This is a genomic window from Vibrio sp. 2CM40D, assembly GCF_023161825.1.
Taxonomy (GTDB): Bacteria; Pseudomonadota; Gammaproteobacteria; order Enterobacterales; family Vibrionaceae; genus Vibrio; species Vibrio alginolyticus.
Genome location: NZ_JALNTL010000004.1, coordinates 280,779 through 300,228, shown reverse-complemented (window position 1 = coordinate 300,228; position 19,450 = coordinate 280,779). Strand labels below are relative to the sequence as shown.

Below are 19,450 nucleotides of genomic sequence, written 5' to 3'. Positions count from 1 at the left end.
GCACGTATACAGTGCTGATTTACCGACCAGATTTTTTGAGATAAGCCGCCATTTCATCTTCCGGAACCATGCCCCCACCTGTTGCCCAAACAAGATGTGTTGCGTTTTTGAGTTTTTCTTCGTCAAATTTCATTCGAGACTGGTAAGCATGGTTATTCGAGACGTGCACTGCACCAATCATACCGGCTAATGCAGAAGGCTCTAGATTAATACCTTCCAGTTCACTTAACTCACCCAAGTGGTGATACATACGAGCGTCATCAATGGTGTAAAAACCATCAAGTAGCCTTTCCATCGCTCTTCCGACAAATCCCGAGGCACGCCCGACTGCCAAACCATCAGCTGCGGTGATGTTATCGATACCCAAATCTTGTACCGAAATATCGTCATGCAAGCCTGTATGTACGCCCAACAGCATGCACGGTGAGTGCGTTGGCTCTGCGAAAATACAGTGGACATGCTCGCCAAATGCTACCTTCAAGCCAAATGCCACGCCACCAGGCCCGCCGCCAACACCACAAGGAAGATAAACAAACAATGGATGATGCTCATCAACCACGATTCCCAAGTCATCAAATTGCTGCTTAAGACGCTCACCCGCAACAGAGTAACCTAGAAACAGCGTCCGTGAGTTTTCATCATCGATAAAGAAACAGTTGGGATCTTTTTCTGCCTCTTTACGACCTTGCTCGACAGCAATACCATAATCTTCTTGGTGCTCTACGACATTAACACCATGCGACCGGAGCTTATTTTTCTTCCATTCCCGCGCATCCGCAGACATGTGGACTGAAACTGAAAAACCCAGCTTCGCACTCATGATGCCGATGGACATACCAAGATTGCCGGTTGAGCCAACCGCAATACTGTACTGCTTAAAAAACTGCCGAAACTCATTGCTGAACAATTTGCTGTAATCATCGCTTTCACAGAGCAAGCCGGCATCAAACGCCAACTTTTCTGCATGAGTGAGCACTTCATAAATACCACCTCTCGCTTTGATCGAACCAGAAATTGGCAAATGACTGTCTTTTTTGAGCATTAAATGGCCCAATATTGGCGTGTCGTATTGCTGCTCCAAACGCACTTTCATATTGGGAATATCCACCACTGCGGACTCAATAACGCCACGCGACGTTTCCGTTTCGGGAAACGCTTTCATCAAATAAGGCGCAAATCGTGTTAGCCGTTCACTCGCCGCTTGAATATCTTTTTCATCTAACCCGACATGAGGTAAGCCTTCCTCCAAGGAAGTGATATGGGGGTTGAACCAACAAACCTCTTCAAGATCAATAAGTGCTGCCAAGAGTGGGAACTGCTTAGTCAGCGCTTCAATATTTGCCTTGGTCATTTTACCTTCCTGGAATGATGTGAGTTGAGATAAACAAAAGCGCCGCAATAGCGACGCTTTGGAGAACAACTATCAGTTTGAGCTTACGCGTAGTTTTTCTCAAACTCTTGCATGAAGTCTACTAACGCTTGAACGCCTTCTAGCGGCATTGCGTTATAAATGGATGCTCGCATACCACCAACTGCTCGATGACCTTTTAGCGCTTTCAGCCCTTTAGAGTCTGCTAGCTCAAGGAAGGTTGCATCCAGTTCAGGCTTAGCAAGTTGAAATGGCACGTTCATCAAAGAACGGTTTGCTGAGTGCACGCCATTACGGTAGAAATCAGACTGATCGATGTAATCATACAGTAGCGCGGCTTTAGCGCGGTTCACTTGCTCAATTGCTTTTACTCCACCCTGTGCCTTCAGCCATTTGAAAACAAGACCAGACAGGTACCATGCAAAGGTTGGTGGTGTGTTGAACATTGATTCTTTTTCTGCCAAAACAGTGTAATCCAAAATACTTGGTAGTACCTGCTTCGCCATACCTAATAAATCATCGCGCACGATAGCAATAGCAATGCCGGAAGGACCAATATTTTTCTGAGCGCCCGCGTAAATCACACCGTATTTAGACACATCGATTTCACGAGAAAGAATTGTCGAAGACATGTCAGCAACAATCGGTTTGTCGGTGATAGGAAGATCGTTAATCTCAATACCATCAATGGTCTCATTTGGACAGAAGTGAACGTAAGCCGCTTCTGGAGCAATTTTCCATTCACTTGCAGGTAGAACCGCGACTTTCCCGTTGATTTCTGTTTTTGCATCAAACACGTCTGGTTCGCAGTATTTTTTCGCTTCAGCTACCGCGCTTTCAGCCCAATAACCACCATCGATGTAAGTTGCCGTATCGGCATCACCAAGTAAGTTTAGAGGAACAGCAGCAAACTGAGCACGAGCACCACCTTGGCAGAACAGCACTTTATAGTTGTCCGGAATATTCAGAAGATCACGTAAATCCTGCTCGGCTTCTTCTGCAACTTTGATGAACTCTTTGCTTCGGTGGCTGATTTCCATGACCGAAGTGCCAAGACCTTGCCAATCGATTAGTTCCTGTTGTGCTTGCTGCATAACTGCTTTAGGCAGACCTGCTGGCCCTGCACTGAAGTTAAATACGTTGTCCGTATTTTGTTCCATGATGCTCATTGCTCCTGCTATGTAAATATTACGAAATTAATATCACGTTTTCGCAGTGATAAAAACAAGAAAAGAGGTCTTACGACCTCTTTTTAAAGACTAAGCGTTGAATTGGAACAAATTCGCAACAACACGAATTACTGTTGTTGCATCAAAGCAGGCATAAGTAGAGCCACCAATGGGAACTCATGCCCATTTTCGAACTTCAATTTGCCTTCACCAATTTCTGCTTTTAATTGATAACCGCCCTCTACTTTTTCGATCAACTCCATAATAAGGAGCTCATCAATCCCTTCTTGAATAAATGGGTAATGCGTTACTAATTCATCAGAGAAGTAAGTGCTAAGTTCACCAGTAGTGGCCGTCACCAACTTCATTGGATCTTGAGAAATATGCTCAGTACCTTCAGGGATGGATAGTTGCCACTCATTGTGGAACTTGCCGTCACCGAACGCGAGTGAAAGCTCGTTCACGGATAAATCAAAACCTTTGCTAAACAGCGTATCGACATGCGGCAATAAGCTCGCAATTTCCTGCTCATCTAACATAGGAGAGCTTTGATAGATAGACATAATTTGATCAAAAGACTGGCTATCCACATCTGCAATTGAGAAATCCAACTTAAAGTTATCGACATCCGTCCCATCAGTTAAACGTAATTTCTTAGCATCTAGGTTTAATTGACTGTTCAGCTTATCACCAGACTCACTCATCGTAGTGTTACCACGGTAGCTCGCATTTTCAATCAAAAAGATAGGCGTTAAGTTCGCATCAACCACATCTAGCTTCTCTAGAGAGAAAGACTGCTCGCCTAACCAGTAGCCTTTTGCTTGCTTTCCTTTACCTTGCCCTGTCAATGCATTCAGATGAAGCTCTTCACCGTTTTCAAAATCCACTTGAACAGAAGGAACAGAAACTTGGTAATTGAGATCACCCAATACCGTCACATCACCTGTTACTTTTGCAGGGCTTGTAGAAACAGAAACACCTTGCGCTTCGTTACGATAATGCCAACTATCTAGGTCGAGGATAAATACTGTATTGCCATTTAGTTGAGTCTGGCTATGCATCGTGAGAGGCAAAAAGTCATTGTCCACCAATTTTGAATCTGCTGTTAGGCTTGTTAGACCGTGGCTAACATCACTGGTTACGTCAAACGTCGTTGGCATACCATCACGCTCTAACTGCGTTTTAAGCTCAGGATCAACAACTGAATAACGAGTCAGCACGACTGAAGACAAATAGCCACGCTGATACTCGACCACTTCGCCTTTAATCATTTCATCATTCATATTGGTAATACCATCTTCAATGATGGACTGACCAATTTGTCCGACAGCCAATGGCCAACACAGCGCTAATGAGATAGCACCACCAATGGCGCCGATTTTTTTAAGATTTTGCATAACGTCACTTATTAGATATTTTCGGTCAGTCTACCCCAAACCACCTGCGGAGAAAACATTGAGACAAATCAGACTATTGATGCTTATTCTAGTCCATTAATCAGGAATCATACTTGGCTCCCACTCATCATGTCCTTTTATTGTTAAAGTTTGCGTGGCGAAGTTTTAACCGGAGCTAAAACATCTGTGAATCGTTATGCTGTGTTGTGTCTCGACAACAACCCAATCAGTGCTGAACAGTTTCGATTGGAGCTGTCTGCCTTCTCAAGTAAGTTTGATATTTTTTCTGTCGAATCGATAGAAGAGGCTCAAAGCGCTTTAGAGTATCTAGAAGAAAGAGAACAGACTGTTGCTTTAGTTATAGCGAGCCATCACGCTCATTTTAACGGCGTGGATTTTCTTATTGGTTTAGACCGGATGCCACATACCGAGCAAGCAAGAAAAATTCTTATTAGCTGCTCGTCTGATATAGAGGCAATTCTCACTGCCGTTAATGAGGGCAGGCTCGACCACTGCCTCACTAAACCTTTGCCAGATTACGTCTTATTTAACACAGTGCAAAAAGAGCTGACCCAATTTATATTGCGAAACGGTAAAGAAGACCTGCTAAGTTACAGTCAGATATTGGATCATCACAGCTTGTTGCGAGCGCACATCAATAACCAGATGAGCCATTATCAAGCCGGATTCTTACACGACTACCACTCGATGTCTGATGCCGAGTTAGCCGAGCAAGTGATCTCCGCTCTCCAACAATTTTTCAAAGATAATGACGAAACAAGAGCGTGCCGTACATACTCACCTGAACACTTATTAACCGTGGAAGGCGAGCCAAATTGCTTTTTGTGGTTTATCACCGAAGGTGAAGTGGCTCTGTACAAGCGCGATGAGCAAGGCATGCAGCGAGAGGTTGTACGCCATAACAAAGGGAATATTGTCGGAGGCATGTCGTTTGTTACTGGGGAATGTTCTTTCTCGACAGCTCTAACACTAACCAAAACAGAAGTTATCAAACTCGATCGCAACGTATTCAATAAAGTGATGCAAAGCGACTCAAACTTACTGCCTCTTTTTACAAACTTGCTTTTACGCCACTTCAACCGCCGATTGCAAAGAAGCATCAACACCAAACTGCAACTTCAAAAAACGCTCGAATCTTTAGAATCAGCCCACCAGCAGCTCATTGAAAGAGAAAAAATGGCGATGCTTGGTCAATTGGTTGCGGGAGTAGCCCACGAACTAAACAATCCAGTAGCCGCGATATTGAGGGGCGTAGAGAATTTAACGCATACGCTAGAACGATTACTTAACGATGCGCCAAGTTCCGATATACAAACCAAAGGCATTGAATTACTGAGCAAAGCGCAAACCTCAAAACCCGCTTCAACCGCCGAGCTCAGATCACGCGTAAAAGCGCTTAGCCATACTCTTCCAGACCGAGCATTGGCAAAAAAAGTGGTGAACCTTGGATTAGAGTCCGATCAAGAGCTACTTACCCAACTAACGAGAAAGCAGCAAGCGTCTTATCATGCCCTCAATACACTTGAGCAATACCACAAAGCAGGTTCTACACTTCGCTCAATTAATGTCTGTGCAGCACGAATTGCTGATATGGTAAAAAGCCTGAAAGGATATGCTCGGTCAGATGATGAAACCTTGCACTATGCCGATATTCATGAGGGCATTGAAGACACCTTGGTGATCTTCGAAAACAAACTAAAAATGCATCAGGTTTCCACTGATTATGCGGATTTACCTCCTATCCTTTGTCAACCAATCGCACTCCAACAGGTATGGACGAATTTGGTCTCTAACGCCATTGATGCATTTCCGGAAAAAGGCGTTTTAAAAATACAAACACGTCTTGCAGAAAAAGATCATACACATTACGCCGTTATCTCGTTTGAAGATAATGGGTGTGGCATTCCTGAATCGCAAAGAGATGCCATTTTCGAGCTGAACTTCACCACAAAAAAAGAAGGCAACTTTGGTTTAGGCATTGGGCTGTCCATCTGCCAGCAAATCGTGACAGCACATAAGGGATGGATTGACGTCGAATCAGAGCTCGACAAGTTCACAAGAATGACAGTCTGGTTACCAGTCATCGAAAAAGGAGATGAAACATGACCAAGTATTTAATTTTATGTGTCGATGACGAACGAGAAGTCTTGGATAGCGTGCTCCAAGATCTTGCTCCCTTCGAGGAGAACTTTGTCGTCGAAGGAGCGGAATCGGTGACTGAAGCTCGGCAAGTGATTGAGGAGATGGCGGAAGAAGAAGTTCAGCTTGCGCTCATTTTATGTGACCACATTATGCCGGAACAAACTGGGATCAGCTTCTTAATCGAACTCAGTCAAAATGGTGACACAAAAGCAGCGCGCAAAGTTTTACTCACAGGACAAGCTGGTTTGGAAGACACCGTAGAAGCCGTAAATAACGCGAGTCTCGATTATTACATTGCCAAACCTTGGAAAGGTGAAGCATTGAGAAAAGCAATCGTGTCTCAGCTTACCGCGTTTGTGATTGAGAATGATGATAACCTGCTATCCTGGACTCAAATCCTTGATTCTGAGGCAATCCTCAACGCCATGGCAGATAGAAGAGCAAGCTTTGGCGAGTAATAAAGTGTTTAGTTCTAACTTGAACTCAACGATGCTCATTGCACCACCTAACCTCGCATAGTCGAATGAGGTTAGAAAAACATCGTTACTTGTCCGAGTAAAATTCTCGGACACTACGTATATGGCGTAGTTTTTGCTTAAACCAAGGAACTATTAAGTTAATTGACAAAACATCGACACATTTTTGTTGGTCGTCGACCTTCCTTTTTATTATGATGTCGGACAAATCAGATTACGGTTCAAGTGGTTGCTTGAATCCATGGAAATAATGAACAAGGTTTATCGTTAGTTATGCGTAAAACACTATTAGCCGCTGCCTTACTAGTGGCATCAAGCCATGCCCTAGCTGCAAACGATCGCAATGCGCCAGCAACTATGAGCAACTTTAGCTACGACTATTTCGAAGCACGTATTGGCGCAAGTCCTGTGACATTTGGTGCTGGATTCAGCAAATCAATTCACCCGAACGCGCATGTTATTGCTCGTATTGACTCTGAGTTTGAAAGTGATTTTGACTCAGCTGCAGGCTTTGGCTTCCATTCTCCGCTAAACAACTGGGCAGATCTTACTGGTGAAATGCTAATGCGCGTTGTACAACCTTCGAATGAGAGCAGCACAGATGTTGGTATGGAGCTTAACTTAGGTGTTCGCCAATGGTTAGGCCCTCAATTAGAAGTAGGCGGCAAAGTCGGCTACGTTTCTATCGATAACGATGACGATTGGACTGGATCTGCCTACGCTCGATTCCACTCAACAGAGCTTTTCTCTTTGGGTGCTGAAGCACGTATCAACGATTTTTACGGTGATCAGGTAATGTTCACTACGCGTTTTAAGTTTTAAGATTTGTGCTGTAAGAAAAGAGCAAATTAAAAAAACAAAAACCGAGGTCTCTGCCTCGGTTTTTTTGTCTAATTTAATGACTAACTCAATGAAGTGGTAAAAAACTTCAACGTCCTTTTTCCGCTTTTCACACTTGCCTTTACGACCCGCTAACTCCATCGAAACGAGTCAATCATTGTGCGATCAGCTTCGCTTAGTCACACAGTGCCAATAACTGTTTTTTACGCGGCTCTTGGATCAGTTTCCAATGTATGCCATCAGTTGCACCAGCAAATTTCCACAGTAGCTTTACATCAACATCATTACCGTAAGCCGTTTTAACTTTGTTGAAGACTTTTACAGGTCCAAGTTCTAAAAAGGTTTCTACGTCATCAACACCGGCTTTCTTGACCATACGTTCAAGGGTTAGTTGCATGTTGGGTAAGTCTCTTAAGCGTCTACTGGCAGAGGACTTTTGATATTTCCGTTCCTTAATTGAGTATTCAATTGATTTCTGTACCAGTTCATCAAGCCCTACATATCCGGATTCGAATAAATCGGTTACATCATAATAATTTACGGTTGCCGTCGTCTGTTTTTTGACGTGCTTATACTTCTCACAGCTCAGTTGAGTAAACACTTCATCTAGTCCATTACCACCACGTAAGTAGCAGCAATCATTGCTGACAAGCGCAAACATAGCATCATCGGTGAATAAACCAATACCACCGAACATAGAACGTTTTTGGTACTCACTGAAGGTGCGTACATATTTAAAAAAAGCTTGGTCTGTCATGTCCATTGACCTCTTTAATCTGAATAAATTACCCCGATTAGCGATGTCACCAGATAAACAGCAGCTTATAGCGAATTATAAATGTCGATTTGTTGGCGATATTTTTGTGAGTTGTGCTCACCAACTTGCTTAATCATACTTAACGTTGAAAAATAAGTTAGGACATAGGTCACATATAAAAAAGTATAAATTCTGCATACGTGATTAGTTTCACACTTATTGTTCGTGTGGTGATATTTTTTTGACGCATAGCATGCCTAAAACGCGCCATCATTATGATCTCGCTGGCAATTACGGGCACATAATACGCATTTAATTGATAAAGAATACGCTGTAAGGGTACACTGTACGAAAGATCTCAAGTACAGCGTCACAATGGAACATTTATCATTTTTTTGGCTGCCAAATAATAAAGATAAGCTTATAAACGCACTGGAATCCGAGTTTGCTCAGCTGGTAGAACAGTCCATCGCCACGGGTAAGATTTCGTTACCTCCTATTCCTGATGTCGTGCTTAAAATTCAGCAGTTATGTGTCGAAGAACACACCACGATTGCCGATGTTGCTAACTGTTTATTGGAAGATCCCGGATTAGCAGCAGTCGTTTTACGAGTCGCTAACTCTGTGATTTTTAATCGCAGAAATATCACCTGCAACGACTTAACTACAGCGGTATCTCGTCTCGGAATACTTCGTGTACGTGATATTGTTACCGCACAAGCGATTGAGCAACTTAAACACTCAGTTAATCTCACTAAAGAATGCAATGCCATCTTGGTGAAGAGTGCGGCGATATCGCGTGAGCTCGGTGCCGTCATGGTGATGTTGGTTCAATCGTTTCGTAGCCACGAGCCAGGCACTTATGGCCATCTAGAGCAAGAAAAGGCGTTATTGGTCGGTCTATTAGCCGATATTGGGTTATTTTGCCTAATTAATGAGTACCACTTGTACTTAGATAGGGGTAATTACTTAGACCCAGATATTGCATTGCAAATCTTCCAAACACGTTGTTCTGCCACAAGTAAACTAGTGCTTGAGCGTTGGGGATTTGACAACGACTTCAGAGAAGTATCCTCAAACGAAAAATACGAATTAACGCGACCAGAAGTGAGTTATCTCGACATCGCTAGAATTGCGCATCATTTATTGATGTTCCGCAATCACGATGAACGCATTGACGAACATGAAGTTGAATTCAACTTAACTGGTGCAGAAGTCTTGTATGAACTTAGTAACATGAGTGATACTGACTTCAATGATCAAATCCGAGCTGTACTCAATGCTAGCGGTTTGTAATTTATCGCTTTCTGATAATACCTTATCCGTGATAAAACGATTCGCTCAAGGCTGAGCTGTGTGTGGTGAAATGTCTTTAATTTCAACCGATAGATAATTTGATTTATGCGTGTTGATGTTATCTCAAAAAGGAATCATTGAGCTTTATGTTTTCAGGGATGCTATTTATTTTCGCTCCGCTTGTGGTGGGGTATCTAATTCCTATATCTCGATCTTCGTTATTGGAGAAGATCAATCAGTCAACGTCCTACCTTATTTACGTCATTTTGTCGTTGATGGGTCTTAGTTTGGCGGCGCTCGATAATTTAAGCAGCAACTTACAAAGTATTCTCCTCTATGCGAGTACGTTTTTTTTGTGTCTAAGTGCCTGCAACCTGTTGGCTCTGCCTATTATTGATAAAATTATTCCACTCCAGACCAATCAGAATCAAAAGAAGCTACCGTTATCTTCGATGGCTTTAGAGTCAGTTAAGCTTATCGTGGTCGTTGGCGGAGGGTTAGTGGTTGGCCTGCTGTTACCCATTGATTTGAGTTGGGTAGATACAGCAAGCGAATGGATACTCTTTCTACTTCTATTTTTTATTGGTATTCAGCTGCGCAATAGTGGACTTACTCTGCGTCAAATCCTATTAAATAAACAAGGAATGGCCATTGCGGCTGTTGTCATCGCAACATGTATGCTTGGTGGCCTTCTTGCAGCGGTGCTTTTGGATCTTCCTCTTTATCAAGCACTCGCAATGGCTTCAGGTTTTGGCTGGTATTCACTCGCAGGTATTTTAATGGGTGACGCTTTTGGTCCGGTATTTGGTGGCGCGTCGTTCTTGATTGAATTGATGAGAGAGCTAGTCGCACTGGTTGCCATTCCTCTCTTTATTCGTAGCTATCCGTGCACCGCAATTGGTTACGCCGGTGCAACAGCAATGGACTTCACCCTACCCGTTATTCAAACCACCGGTGGTGTGCGTTGTGTTCCTGTTGCTATCGTAAGCGGCTTTATTTTGAGTTTATTGGTACCAGTTATGATGCTTTTCTTTGTATCACTTGCTAGCTAGATCTCAGGTTTTCGCTTTAACATCCATTACAATACGGCAAAAATTTAAATACCCAGTTAACGTCAAAGTGGTCAATATTTTTTGGCAAGCCCCCTCTTTCTTTTCGTCATTCAGCCCAACGATTTGTCACGACCAAATAGAAAGAAGGGAGAAACATCAACTGATGTGCATTGCGTTAATAAAGGGATAACAACCAGAAGGAAGAAGAATGAAACGCTTTGTCGTTGCAGCGCTCCTCGCTACAAGCTCAACTTTTACGCTTGCCGCAGATCAACAATGTCTTGCTAGCAAATACGATGGCTACGTCGATGCCTCACTACAGTGGTATCAAGATCTTGTTGATTTGACGGTTACCCAATATCCAGATCTGAAAGAAGTTAGTCAATGGTTCTTGGATGGACGTAAACATCACTTTGAATTAAACCGCGAAGCGGTTCACTACTTTCTAGAGAACGACCCTAGCCGCGTTGCGACGGAACAGCCAATCGAAGCATGGTTAAAACTAGAGCAACATGACGTTAAGCAGTTAGCGACCCGAAGCGATAAGTTAGGTGAAGTTGCAAAACAGACATTTAGCGACCGTCAATCAACTAACCACCCAAAAAACTACGAGCTTCGTTCAGCATTCGCTGATCTGCTTAGTCATCCCCAACAAATTGATACCGCACTTAATAAGTACAATCAGTCAATAGAAAAGATTGAAAAGCAGAAATGTGACTAAGATTGCTCGCATTAGTCGTTGATTAGCATTCGATAACATCAGAGTGTTTTAACGTACTCAATCTAGAATTTTTTAATGTGAATATCGTAACCTTCACCTAAAATTTTCATTTCTACAACTTGGGTTTCAACAATTAAAACGGGACTTTGCGCCCGTTTTAGTTTAGATTGTGCCGCTCGCATTACCAAAATAACTACAAAGATTCTTTGCTATGGTTAAGGAACAAAAAACCGCTGATGTTAGCTTTGAGAGCTTGCTAAAGATCTTCACTGTCCCAGAAGGTCCGGACTCAACGTTAACTAAAATTGACGAGAGCCTCTCGCGAAATCTAAATCAATTTCTTCGTGAACACATCGTGGCAGAAGAAAAGCCTTTACGCGAAATCGAAAAAGACTTTTCTTCTGCTCAGATTCCTGAGCAGCCAGAGTTCGTGTCAGATCATACAGAGCACTTACTCGACACTTTGGTGTCGCACTCAGTTCACACATCTTCACCAAGCTTCATTGGTCATATGACATCGGCACTGCCTTATTTCTTGATGCCACTGTCAAAGATCATGATCGCCTTAAACCAAAACCTGGTAAAAATAGAGACTTCCAAAGCCTTTACGCCACTTGAGCGTCAAGTTTTGGGTATGCTGCATCGCTTGATATATGGTCAGAATGATACGTTTTACAATCAGTGGATGCACAGTGCAAACCACTCATTAGGCGCATTTTGTTCCGGCGGCACCATTGCCAATATCACTGCGCTTTGGGTAGCACGTAACAAAGCGTTAAGAGCCAATGGCTCATTTAAAGGCGTTGAGAAGGAAGGCCTTTTTAAAGCCATGAAGCACTATGGCTATGATGGCTTAGCGGTGCTAGTGTCTGAGCGTGGTCACTACTCCCTTAAGAAAGCAGCCGATGTATTAGGGCTAGGCCAAGAGGGCTTGGTTGCGGTTAAAACCGATGCCAACAACCGTATTATTGTCAACGACCTGAAAGCGAAAATTGTTGAGCTCGAAAAACAAAATATCAAGCCTATTGCTGTTATTGGTGTGGCAGGCACAACAGAGACAGGTAATGTTGATCCATTGCCTGAAATCGCTGAAGTCTGCCAAGCTCACGGCTGTCACTTCCATGTAGATGCCGCATGGGGTGGCGCAACACTTATGTCTAACCATCACCGTCACCTTCTTAAAGGTGTGGAAATGGCAGACTCAGTAACTATTGATGCGCACAAGCAGCTCTACATCCCGATGGGCGCTGGTATGGTTCTGTTCAAAGACCCTGACGCAATGAAATCCATAGAACATCACGCTCAATATATATTGCGCAAAGGTTCAAAAGACCTAGGCAGCCATACATTAGAAGGTTCACGTTCGGGTATGGCGATGTTGGTCTACGCCGCAATGCACATCATAAGTCGCCCAGGTTATGAGCTTCTTATTGACCAAAGCATTGAAAAAGCTCGCTACTTTGCGGATTTAATCAAACAGCAAGATGATTTCGAATTAGTTTCTGAACCAGAGCTTTGTCTGCTCACATACCGTTATTTGCCGCCATTCATCCGTGAAGCATTAGCACAAGCAGAAGGCTCACAAAAAGAACAACTGAATGAGCTGATCAATGAGTTAACACAGTTTATTCAAAAGCGTCAGCGCGAAACGGGCAAATCGTTCGTTTCACGTACAAGACTGAACCCAGACCAATGGCAACGCATGAATACGATAGTGTTTAGAGTGGTTTTGGCAAATCCACTGACCACAAAAGAAATTTTGAGCTCAGTGCTTGATGAACAACGCGAAATCGCCAAGCAAGCACCAAATTTGATGAAAAGAATTCAGCAGCTGGTTGTTGATATTCAATCGTCTTAACGGCCAGATCAAGTTACATCAATTTGAAATTTTTTTTCGTTTTGATGTAACTCAAACATCATTATCGTGCGACTAGCGCAACAAAACTTCGTTTACACATCCAATTCTGTAGTTTTTACAACATTTTGTTTGAGGCCTGTCAAATTCTCACTAAATAGTACCCGTTATTGGTTTAGACTGATTGAAGATCAGGTTTATACTGATTCTATGGCGCTGGTTGTTTTCGTTAACGCCCCACTCTACTCCGGAATCTTCGTGTTTCCTTTCGTTAGCAGAGCCAGCGAGTTGTTCTCTATACCCTCGTGAACACTATGAATACATTAGAAAAAATTCAAAAAAACCTGGAGAATTTCAGTAAGTCAGAGCGCAAAGTTGCGGAAGTAATTATGGCGTCTCCACAAACTGCAATTCATTCAAGCATTGCAACGCTGGCTAAAATGGCTGACGTTAGTGAGCCCACTGTAAACCGCTTCTGTCGTCGTCTGGACACCAAGGGCTTTCCAGATTTTAAGCTTCACTTGGCACAGAGCCTAGCAAACGGCACCCCTTACGTTAACCGTAATGTGGAAGAAGACGATGGCCCAGACGCGTACACCCATAAGATTTTCGAATCGACGATGGCCTGTTTAGATGTCGCGAAAAATAGCCTAGATCCAATGCAAGTGAACCGTGCGGTCGATTTGCTAACGCAAGCGAAGCGCATTTCATTCTTTGGCCTTGGTGCATCATCTTCTGTTGCCCGAGACGCACAAAACAAGTTTATTCGCTTTAATATTCCAATTACTTGTTTTGAAGATATTGTTATGCAGCGCATGAGTTGTATCAACTGCAGTGATAATGATGTTGTGGTTCTTATTTCTCATACCGGTCGAACAAAGAGTCAGGTAGAAATAGCGAACCTTGCTCGTGAAAATGGCGCAACGGTTATTGCGATTACAGCGAAGGATTCTCCTCTAGAAACGGCAAGCTCGCTGGCCATCACGCTCGATATTCCAGAAGATACCGACGTTTACATGCCAATGGCAAGCCGGGTTGTACAAATGACAGTGATTGATGTGCTAGCAACTGGCTTCACTCTTCGCCGTGGTACAGGTTTCCGTGAGAACCTAAAACGCGTAAAAGATGCGTTGAAAGACAGTCGCTATGACAAACTAAGCCAGTACTAAGCACTAAAGCTTAGTCAATACTTTATCTAGGGGAGCTCAAGGCTCCCCTTTTGTTTTAATGCTGCTAAGGGAGCAATCACCCTAAGTCGTTGACACTCGATAAGTCCGTTCTTGATTCCAGTACTTCAACAGAACTGACATGTTGTGCACTCTCTGCTACACACTCTCCACTACAATCACAGACTTGCTGCAATATGTGTATCAAACGTTCCTGATTAAGAGGTAAAGGATTCCCTTTGATTGCCATTGATTTAAGCGCATCATTCGCCACTTGCTCAAAAGAGGTTTCGCATACTCCAAATTGAGCCAGTAGCGGTAACGCTAACTTATCTAGCACCATATTTACCCAAAGAATTCCATCGTGTTCGTTAGCATTTACTCGCTCAGTGACTAATTGGGCCAGCTTACGATAACGACTTATCACATCATTCCTACCCGCGAGTTTAGCAGCGTTAATGTTCTCCTGCATCACGTGCGGAGCTAGGCGAGCCGTAATAACGCTATGGGGGGCGTCTAACTTGCCTCCTAACGCCGATGCTAACCCATGAGCAGCACCTAATTTGGCATTAGTAATCGCCATACCACCAAGCAATGCAGCGAACGATAAATCAGAGCGCGCCTTATGATTATCTTGCTTACAAGCGGCAATCACTGAACGGCTTAAACGGCGTAGCCCCTCTTCGCAGACCATATCAGTAAGAGGGTTTGGCTCACCACACACATACGCTTCCATTAAATGAGTGAACGCATCCATTGCGCCACGTCCAGATGTGTATTGGTCGGTCCCGTAAGTAAGTGTCGGGTCTACAATGGCAACGTCTGCGAGCATATCAGGGCTTCGAAGACTCACTTTCACTTTATCTTGTCCAGATTTCAGCACAGCATTTCTGGTCACTTCTGAACCGGTGCTTGCTGTCGTAGGAATCGCAATAAAATGAAGAGGCTTTGCTTTTAAAGGGACGCTTCTTCCTACCACTTCTACGTAATCGTAAACATTGCCTTGATTGGGAATAATGGCAGCTAAGGCTTTGCCCATATCGATGACGCTGCCACCACCTATCGCAACCACCATATCAGGTTGGAATTTTCTACCGAGCACTGCGGTCTCTTCTACCATCGTGATGTATGGTTCACCAACGATAGCTACGTGCTGGTAACGCATATTTTGAGCTTTAAGATATTGGATAATGGGGGCGGCTCGTTGGGTATCCTGCCCAGTGACCAGCAAAACACTGTAGCCAAATTGGTTAATAACGGATAATGAAGATTGAAGTGCACCTTCACCAAATATAATCCTTGTTGCAGTCATAAACTGAAACATACACACCCTCCCAAAAGAATATACCCAAATAACCTCTCGCCCTCTGATTTAACACTTATGTTAGAGTTGAAGTTATTTGCGTATAGCCAAAATAGATTGCTATTTTTTTAAACAAAAAAAATTGACCAATTCCACCTTGCCATCATTAACCCTTTAGAATGTATGTTTTTTATGCGTCACTTCACATACTTCAGAGCCGTAAAATAAGAACACGCGTTTAGTTTTTATTCGATAGATTTCACCTATAGAACCAAGAGGTAATTGCCGCTTTATTTCCGTATCTGGATCGGGCATAGTTACTCCAACAAAAGAAAGCGCACTCAGCCGCTATGTTTTGTACGCTTTCAAAAAAGAATAGATTTAGGAGAAATAAGATTATGTTCGTTGTTATCTTTGGTCGCCCTGCATGTCCTTTCTGTGTTCGTGCAAAAGAGCACGCAGAAACGCTAAAAGCAAAACGTGATGACTTCAACTACCGTTACGTTGATATTCACGCTGAAGGTATTTCTAAAGCAGATCTTGAGAAAACAGTTGGTAAACCAGTTGAAACCGTTCCTCAGATCTTTATCGACCAAGAGCACATCGGTGGCTGCGACGAGTTCGAAGCATACGCGAAAGAGCACCTAGGTCTATTTGACGAGTAATAAAGACTGTTTTTAAAAAAGCCGCTTCATGCGGCTTTTTTATTATTTTTCAGCTGGTTATTACGTTAAGTCAACTAATGGTAAAACCTAAAAAAATTCACTTATCTTTTTGCTATATTTAGTTACAATTCACAGTTCTTAATCTTTTTTGGCACACACTCTACCGAGCCACACAGTGAACATAGACGTCGTATACCTTCTCGAGCAAAACCCTATCCTTCTAATCTTCGTCGTATTAGCCATTGGCCTTGCCATCGGAAAAATTCGATTTGGCAAATTACAATTAGGCAACTCTATTGGCGTTCTTATTACCTCTTTGGTAATGGGCCACCTTGGTTTCTCATTTAATGCAGAAGCTTTAACCATTGGCTTTATGCTGTTTATCTACTGCGTTGGCATTGAAGCTGGACCAAACTTTTTTGGTATATTCTTCAGAGATGGTAAGCATTATTTTATTTTAAGCATGACTGTTCTCGTGTCTGCGGTCAGCTTAACGTATGGCTTGAGTCACTATTTCGGCCTCGATTTTGGCTTATCCGCCGGTATGATGGCAGGCGCATTGACCGCAACGCCAGTACTGGTTGGTGCACAAGATGCTCTTAACTCTGGCCTTGCGACTATACCGCGGAATATGGAATTTTCTCTGGTATTAGAAAATCTATCCGTAGGCTACGCGATGGCTTATCTGGTCGGCTTAATTAGCATGATCATGTTTGCTAAATTGTTGCCAAAACTGCAAAAACAAAACCTTTCTGATTCCGCGCAGCAAATCGCACAAGAGCGTGGCCTTGGAAATTCAAGCCAGAGAAAAGTGTATTTACCCATTATTCGAGCTTACCGAGTGGGCCCAGAGCTAATTGACTGGACTGATGGTAAAAACTTGCGAGAACTGGGTATTTATCGTCAAACTGGCTGTTACATTGAACGAATCCGTCGCAATGGTATTCTCGCCCACCCAGATGGTGATGCTATCTTGCAAGAGGGAGATGAAATTGCACTGGTTGGCTTCCCTGACAGCCATGCTCGCTTAGACCCTAGCTTCCGTAATGGTAAAGAAGTATTCGACCGTAACTTGCTTGATTTGCGCATCGTTGAAGAAGAAATCGTCGTAAAAAGTGACGCTATCGCTGGTAAGCGTTTATCGGATTTGAATTTGTCTGAGTTTGGCTGTTTCTTAAACCGCGTAGTTCGCGCTCAGATTGAAATGCCTATGGACTTAGACATTGTGCTCGCTAAAGGTGACGTCCTTCAAGTGAGCGGCGAGAAAAGCCGAGTACATGGACTGGCGGAAAAAATCGGCTTCATCTCGATCCACAGTCAAATGGCCGATTTGCTCGCTTTTTGTAGCTTCTTTATTTTGGGTATTCTGTTTGGCCTCATCACAATGACGTTCGGTCAGGTGTCTTTCAGTTTGGGTAATGCGGTGGGTCTTCTGTTGTCCGGTATTACGCTTGGTTTCTTACGAGCAAATCACCCTACTTTCGGTTATGTCCCACAAGGGGCGCTGAATATGGTCAAAGATCTAGGGTTAATGTTCTTTATGGTGGGAATTGGTCTAAGTGCAGGTGGAAAGATGTTCGAGCACCTAACGCAAGTAGGACCAAAAGTCATTGGTTTGGCATTTATTGTCAGTGTTGTGCCTGTGGTTCTGGCTTACTTAGTTGGCGCACACGTACTCAAGATGAACCGTGCCCTGCTCTTCGGTGCCATTATTGGCGCCCGTACTTGCGCTCCAGCTATGGATGTCGTTAACGACTACGCTAAGTCCACCATCCCAGCCCTTGGTTATGCGGGTACCTATGCGATTGCAAATATTTTAATGACGCTAGCTGGTACGATTCTGATAATACTAAGTTAATACTCACTTTGACTGTGAAACACAAAAAGGCGCCCAATGAGCGCCTTTTGTTTATTGGTTATCTAGTCTGTGATTCGATTAGATTTGAATGAAGTCTGCTTCAACTGCTGGATTCACATCCGCTTCGTAATCTACGCCTTCAACGCCGAAACCAAATAGTTTCAAGAACTCTTCTTTGTACTCAACGTAGTCAGTCAGCTCTTTTAGATTCTCAGTCGTAATTTGAGGCCATAGCTCACGACAGTGCTGCTGAATGTCGTCACGAAGTTCCCAGTCATCCAGACGTAGGCGGTTCATCTCATCAACTTCTGCCGCGCTACCGTCTTCTTTGTATAGACGTTGGCTGAACATACGGTAGATTTGTTCCATACAGCCTTCGTGTACACCTTCTTCGCGCATTTTCTTGAATACCATTGCGATGTACAGTGGCATAACAGGAATTGCAGAACTCGCCTGAGTTACCACAGATTTAAGTACCGCAACATTGGCACTGCCGCCTGTTGCTGCTAACTTGTCGTTTAGCGCTTTCGCTGCACGGTCTAGGTCCATTTTTGCTTTACCTAGTGCACCATCCCAATAAATTGGCCAAGTTAGCTCAGTACCAATGTAGCTGTACGCGACGGTCTTACAACCTTCAGCAAGAACACCAGCATCAGACAACGCATTAATCCAAAGTTCCCAATCTTCACCGCCCATTACCGTGACAGTGTCTTTGATTTCTTCTTCTGTTGCAGGCTCAACGCTAGCTTCGATGATCACATCTTTGTTGGTATCAACAGCCGTTGATGTGTAAGTTTCACCGATAGGTTTAAGAGATGAACGAACTAATTCACCAGTTTCTGGCATTTTACGTACTGGAGATGCCAGTGAGTAAACCACCATATCGATTTGACCTAAGTCTTCTTTGATCAGCTCGATAGTTTTCTGTTTCGCTTCATTTGAGAAAGCGTCGCCGTTTAAGCTTTTTGCGTACAGACCTTCTTCACGCGCTAGCTTTTCAAAAGCAGCGGCATTGTAAAAACCTGCTGTACCTGGTTTCTTCTCAGTACCTTCTTTTTCGAAGAAAACACCGATAGTTGATGCACCGCCACCAAATGCCGCAGCGATACGAGAAGATAGACCGTAGCCACTTGATGCACCAACAACAAGAACACGCTTAGGTGCGTTTTTGATTGGACCTTGCGCTTTGGTGTACGCAATTTGTTCTTTTACGTTAGCTTCACAACCAACAGGGTGCGTTGTAGTACAGATAAATCCACGAATTCTAGGTTTGATGATCATATTCAACTTCCTTTAAAAAACCTTGTTAGGATAAAAGTTTCGTTGGGATTTCGCATCTAATTTCTGTAAAAATGCTCTTAAA

Annotated in this window: 16 protein-coding genes; 10 read left to right on the top strand and 6 right to left on the bottom strand. The window is 43.4% G+C overall.

All coding sequences use genetic code 11. From position 1 onward, the window contains the following. Window positions 1-19: 19 nt before the first annotated feature. From MTF70_RS10950 to MTF70_RS10940, 3 genes are all read right to left on the bottom strand, one after another. Window positions 20-1,351 (bottom strand): D-serine ammonia-lyase, encoded by a 1,332-nt coding sequence (locus MTF70_RS10950; protein ID WP_053349523.1) that lies wholly within the window; start codon window positions 1,349-1,351, stop codon window positions 20-22. Window positions 1,352-1,434: 83 nt separating this feature from the next. Then, window positions 1,435-2,529 (bottom strand): 3-phosphoserine/phosphohydroxythreonine transaminase, encoded by a 1,095-nt coding sequence (gene serC, locus MTF70_RS10945; RefSeq protein ID WP_005378000.1) that lies wholly within the window; start codon window positions 2,527-2,529, stop codon window positions 1,435-1,437. A 137-nt stretch (window positions 2,530-2,666) separates the two neighbouring features. Beyond that, window positions 2,667-3,935 carry a DUF945 family protein gene (locus tag MTF70_RS10940; RefSeq protein WP_193837439.1) on the bottom strand — a complete coding sequence of 423 codons (1,269 nt, stop codon included), beginning with the start codon at window positions 3,933-3,935 and terminating at the stop codon, window positions 2,667-2,669. Window positions 3,936-4,121: 186 nt separating this feature from the next. Here MTF70_RS10940 and MTF70_RS10935 point away from each other — a divergent pair, with 186 nt between their 5' ends. From MTF70_RS10935 to MTF70_RS10925, 3 genes are all read left to right on the top strand, one after another. After that, a complete protein-coding gene (locus tag MTF70_RS10935; RefSeq protein ID WP_205460909.1) occupies window positions 4,122-6,062 on the top strand; it encodes an ATP-binding protein in 1,941 nt (646 codons plus the stop codon). Then, complete coding sequence (locus MTF70_RS10930) at window positions 6,059-6,556, top strand: response regulator (RefSeq protein ID WP_017820839.1); 498 nt, start codon at window positions 6,059-6,061, stop codon at window positions 6,554-6,556. Before MTF70_RS10935 ends, MTF70_RS10930 begins: the two co-directional genes overlap by 4 nt. Before the next feature lie 291 nt (window positions 6,557-6,847). Next, window positions 6,848-7,396, top strand: coding sequence for a hypothetical protein (locus MTF70_RS10925; protein ID WP_005378006.1), 549 nt, complete (start codon window positions 6,848-6,850; stop codon window positions 7,394-7,396). A gap of 193 nt (window positions 7,397-7,589) precedes the next feature. On the opposite strand, the gene MTF70_RS10920 is transcribed toward MTF70_RS10925, so the two are convergent. Beyond that, on the bottom strand, window positions 7,590-8,177 hold the full coding sequence (locus tag MTF70_RS10920) for a TfoX/Sxy family DNA transformation protein (protein WP_053303184.1): 588 nt from the start codon (window positions 8,175-8,177) through the stop codon (window positions 7,590-7,592). Window positions 8,178-8,546: 369 nt separating this feature from the next. On the opposite strand from MTF70_RS10920, the gene MTF70_RS10915 reads away from it, so the two are divergent. The 5 genes from MTF70_RS10915 to MTF70_RS10895 all read left to right on the top strand — a co-directional run bounded on the left by MTF70_RS10915 (window position 8,547) and on the right by MTF70_RS10895 (window position 14,264). Further along, complete coding sequence (locus tag MTF70_RS10915; RefSeq protein ID WP_005378009.1) at window positions 8,547-9,467, top strand: HDOD domain-containing protein; 921 nt, start codon at window positions 8,547-8,549, stop codon at window positions 9,465-9,467. A gap of 146 nt (window positions 9,468-9,613) precedes the next feature. Beyond that, window positions 9,614-10,519 (top strand): lysine exporter LysO family protein, encoded by a 906-nt coding sequence (locus tag MTF70_RS10910; protein WP_053303185.1) that lies wholly within the window; start codon window positions 9,614-9,616, stop codon window positions 10,517-10,519. A gap of 208 nt (window positions 10,520-10,727) precedes the next feature. After that, window positions 10,728-11,240, top strand: coding sequence for a hypothetical protein (locus tag MTF70_RS10905; protein ID WP_017634875.1), 513 nt, complete (start codon window positions 10,728-10,730; stop codon window positions 11,238-11,240). A gap of 211 nt (window positions 11,241-11,451) precedes the next feature. Beyond that, entirely contained in the window at window positions 11,452-13,098 is a 1,647-nt protein-coding gene (panP, locus tag MTF70_RS10900) for a pyridoxal-dependent aspartate 1-decarboxylase PanP (RefSeq protein WP_005378019.1), read from the top strand. Window positions 13,099-13,409: 311 nt separating this feature from the next. Further along, window positions 13,410-14,264 carry a MurR/RpiR family transcriptional regulator gene (locus MTF70_RS10895; RefSeq protein ID WP_248393974.1) on the top strand — a complete coding sequence of 285 codons (855 nt, stop codon included), beginning with the start codon at window positions 13,410-13,412 and terminating at the stop codon, window positions 14,262-14,264. Between the two features lie 76 nt (window positions 14,265-14,340). Here MTF70_RS10895 and MTF70_RS10890 read toward each other — a convergent pair whose 3' ends face one another. Continuing rightward, window positions 14,341-15,585, bottom strand: a complete 1,245-nt coding sequence (locus tag MTF70_RS10890; RefSeq protein ID WP_205460908.1) for an iron-containing alcohol dehydrogenase — start codon at window positions 15,583-15,585, stop codon at window positions 14,341-14,343. Window positions 15,586-15,962: 377 nt separating this feature from the next. On the opposite strand from MTF70_RS10890, the gene MTF70_RS10885 reads away from it, so the two are divergent. Then, window positions 15,963-16,229, top strand: coding sequence for a GrxA family glutaredoxin (locus MTF70_RS10885; RefSeq protein ID WP_005378026.1), 267 nt, complete (start codon window positions 15,963-15,965; stop codon window positions 16,227-16,229). 175 nt (window positions 16,230-16,404) lie between these two features. Then, on the top strand, window positions 16,405-18,087 hold the full coding sequence (locus MTF70_RS10880; protein ID WP_005378028.1) for an aspartate:alanine antiporter: 1,683 nt from the start codon (window positions 16,405-16,407) through the stop codon (window positions 18,085-18,087). Window positions 18,088-18,165: 78 nt separating this feature from the next. Here MTF70_RS10880 and fabV read toward each other — a convergent pair whose 3' ends face one another. Further along, complete coding sequence (gene fabV / locus MTF70_RS10875) at window positions 18,166-19,368, bottom strand: enoyl-ACP reductase FabV (RefSeq protein WP_005388648.1); 1,203 nt, start codon at window positions 19,366-19,368, stop codon at window positions 18,166-18,168. Window positions 19,369-19,450 lie beyond the last annotated feature (82 nt).

Coding starts and splice junctions, on each gene's coding strand:
- MTF70_RS10950 (WP_053349523.1), bottom strand. CDS start 1,351: ATGACCAAGGCAAATATTGAAGCGCTGACTAAGCAGTTCCCACTCTTG.
- serC (WP_005378000.1), bottom strand. CDS start 2,529: ATGGAACAAAATACGGACAACGTATTTAACTTCAGTGCAGGGCCAGCA.
- MTF70_RS10940 (WP_193837439.1), bottom strand. CDS start 3,935: ATGCAAAATCTTAAAAAAATCGGCGCCATTGGTGGTGCTATCTCATTA.
- MTF70_RS10930 (WP_017820839.1), top strand. CDS start 6,059: ATGACCAAGTATTTAATTTTATGTGTCGATGACGAACGAGAAGTCTTG.
- MTF70_RS10925 (WP_005378006.1), top strand. CDS start 6,848: ATGCGTAAAACACTATTAGCCGCTGCCTTACTAGTGGCATCAAGCCAT.
- MTF70_RS10920 (WP_053303184.1), bottom strand. CDS start 8,177: ATGGACATGACAGACCAAGCTTTTTTTAAATATGTACGCACCTTCAGT.
- MTF70_RS10915 (WP_005378009.1), top strand. CDS start 8,547: ATGGAACATTTATCATTTTTTTGGCTGCCAAATAATAAAGATAAGCTT.
- MTF70_RS10910 (WP_053303185.1), top strand. CDS start 9,614: ATGTTTTCAGGGATGCTATTTATTTTCGCTCCGCTTGTGGTGGGGTAT.
- MTF70_RS10905 (WP_017634875.1), top strand. CDS start 10,728: ATGAAACGCTTTGTCGTTGCAGCGCTCCTCGCTACAAGCTCAACTTTT.
- panP (WP_005378019.1), top strand. CDS start 11,452: ATGGTTAAGGAACAAAAAACCGCTGATGTTAGCTTTGAGAGCTTGCTA.
- MTF70_RS10895 (WP_248393974.1), top strand. CDS start 13,410: ATGAATACATTAGAAAAAATTCAAAAAAACCTGGAGAATTTCAGTAAG.
- MTF70_RS10890 (WP_205460908.1), bottom strand. CDS start 15,585: ATGTTTCAGTTTATGACTGCAACAAGGATTATATTTGGTGAAGGTGCA.
- MTF70_RS10885 (WP_005378026.1), top strand. CDS start 15,963: ATGTTCGTTGTTATCTTTGGTCGCCCTGCATGTCCTTTCTGTGTTCGT.
- fabV (WP_005388648.1), bottom strand. CDS start 19,368: ATGATCATCAAACCTAGAATTCGTGGATTTATCTGTACTACAACGCAC.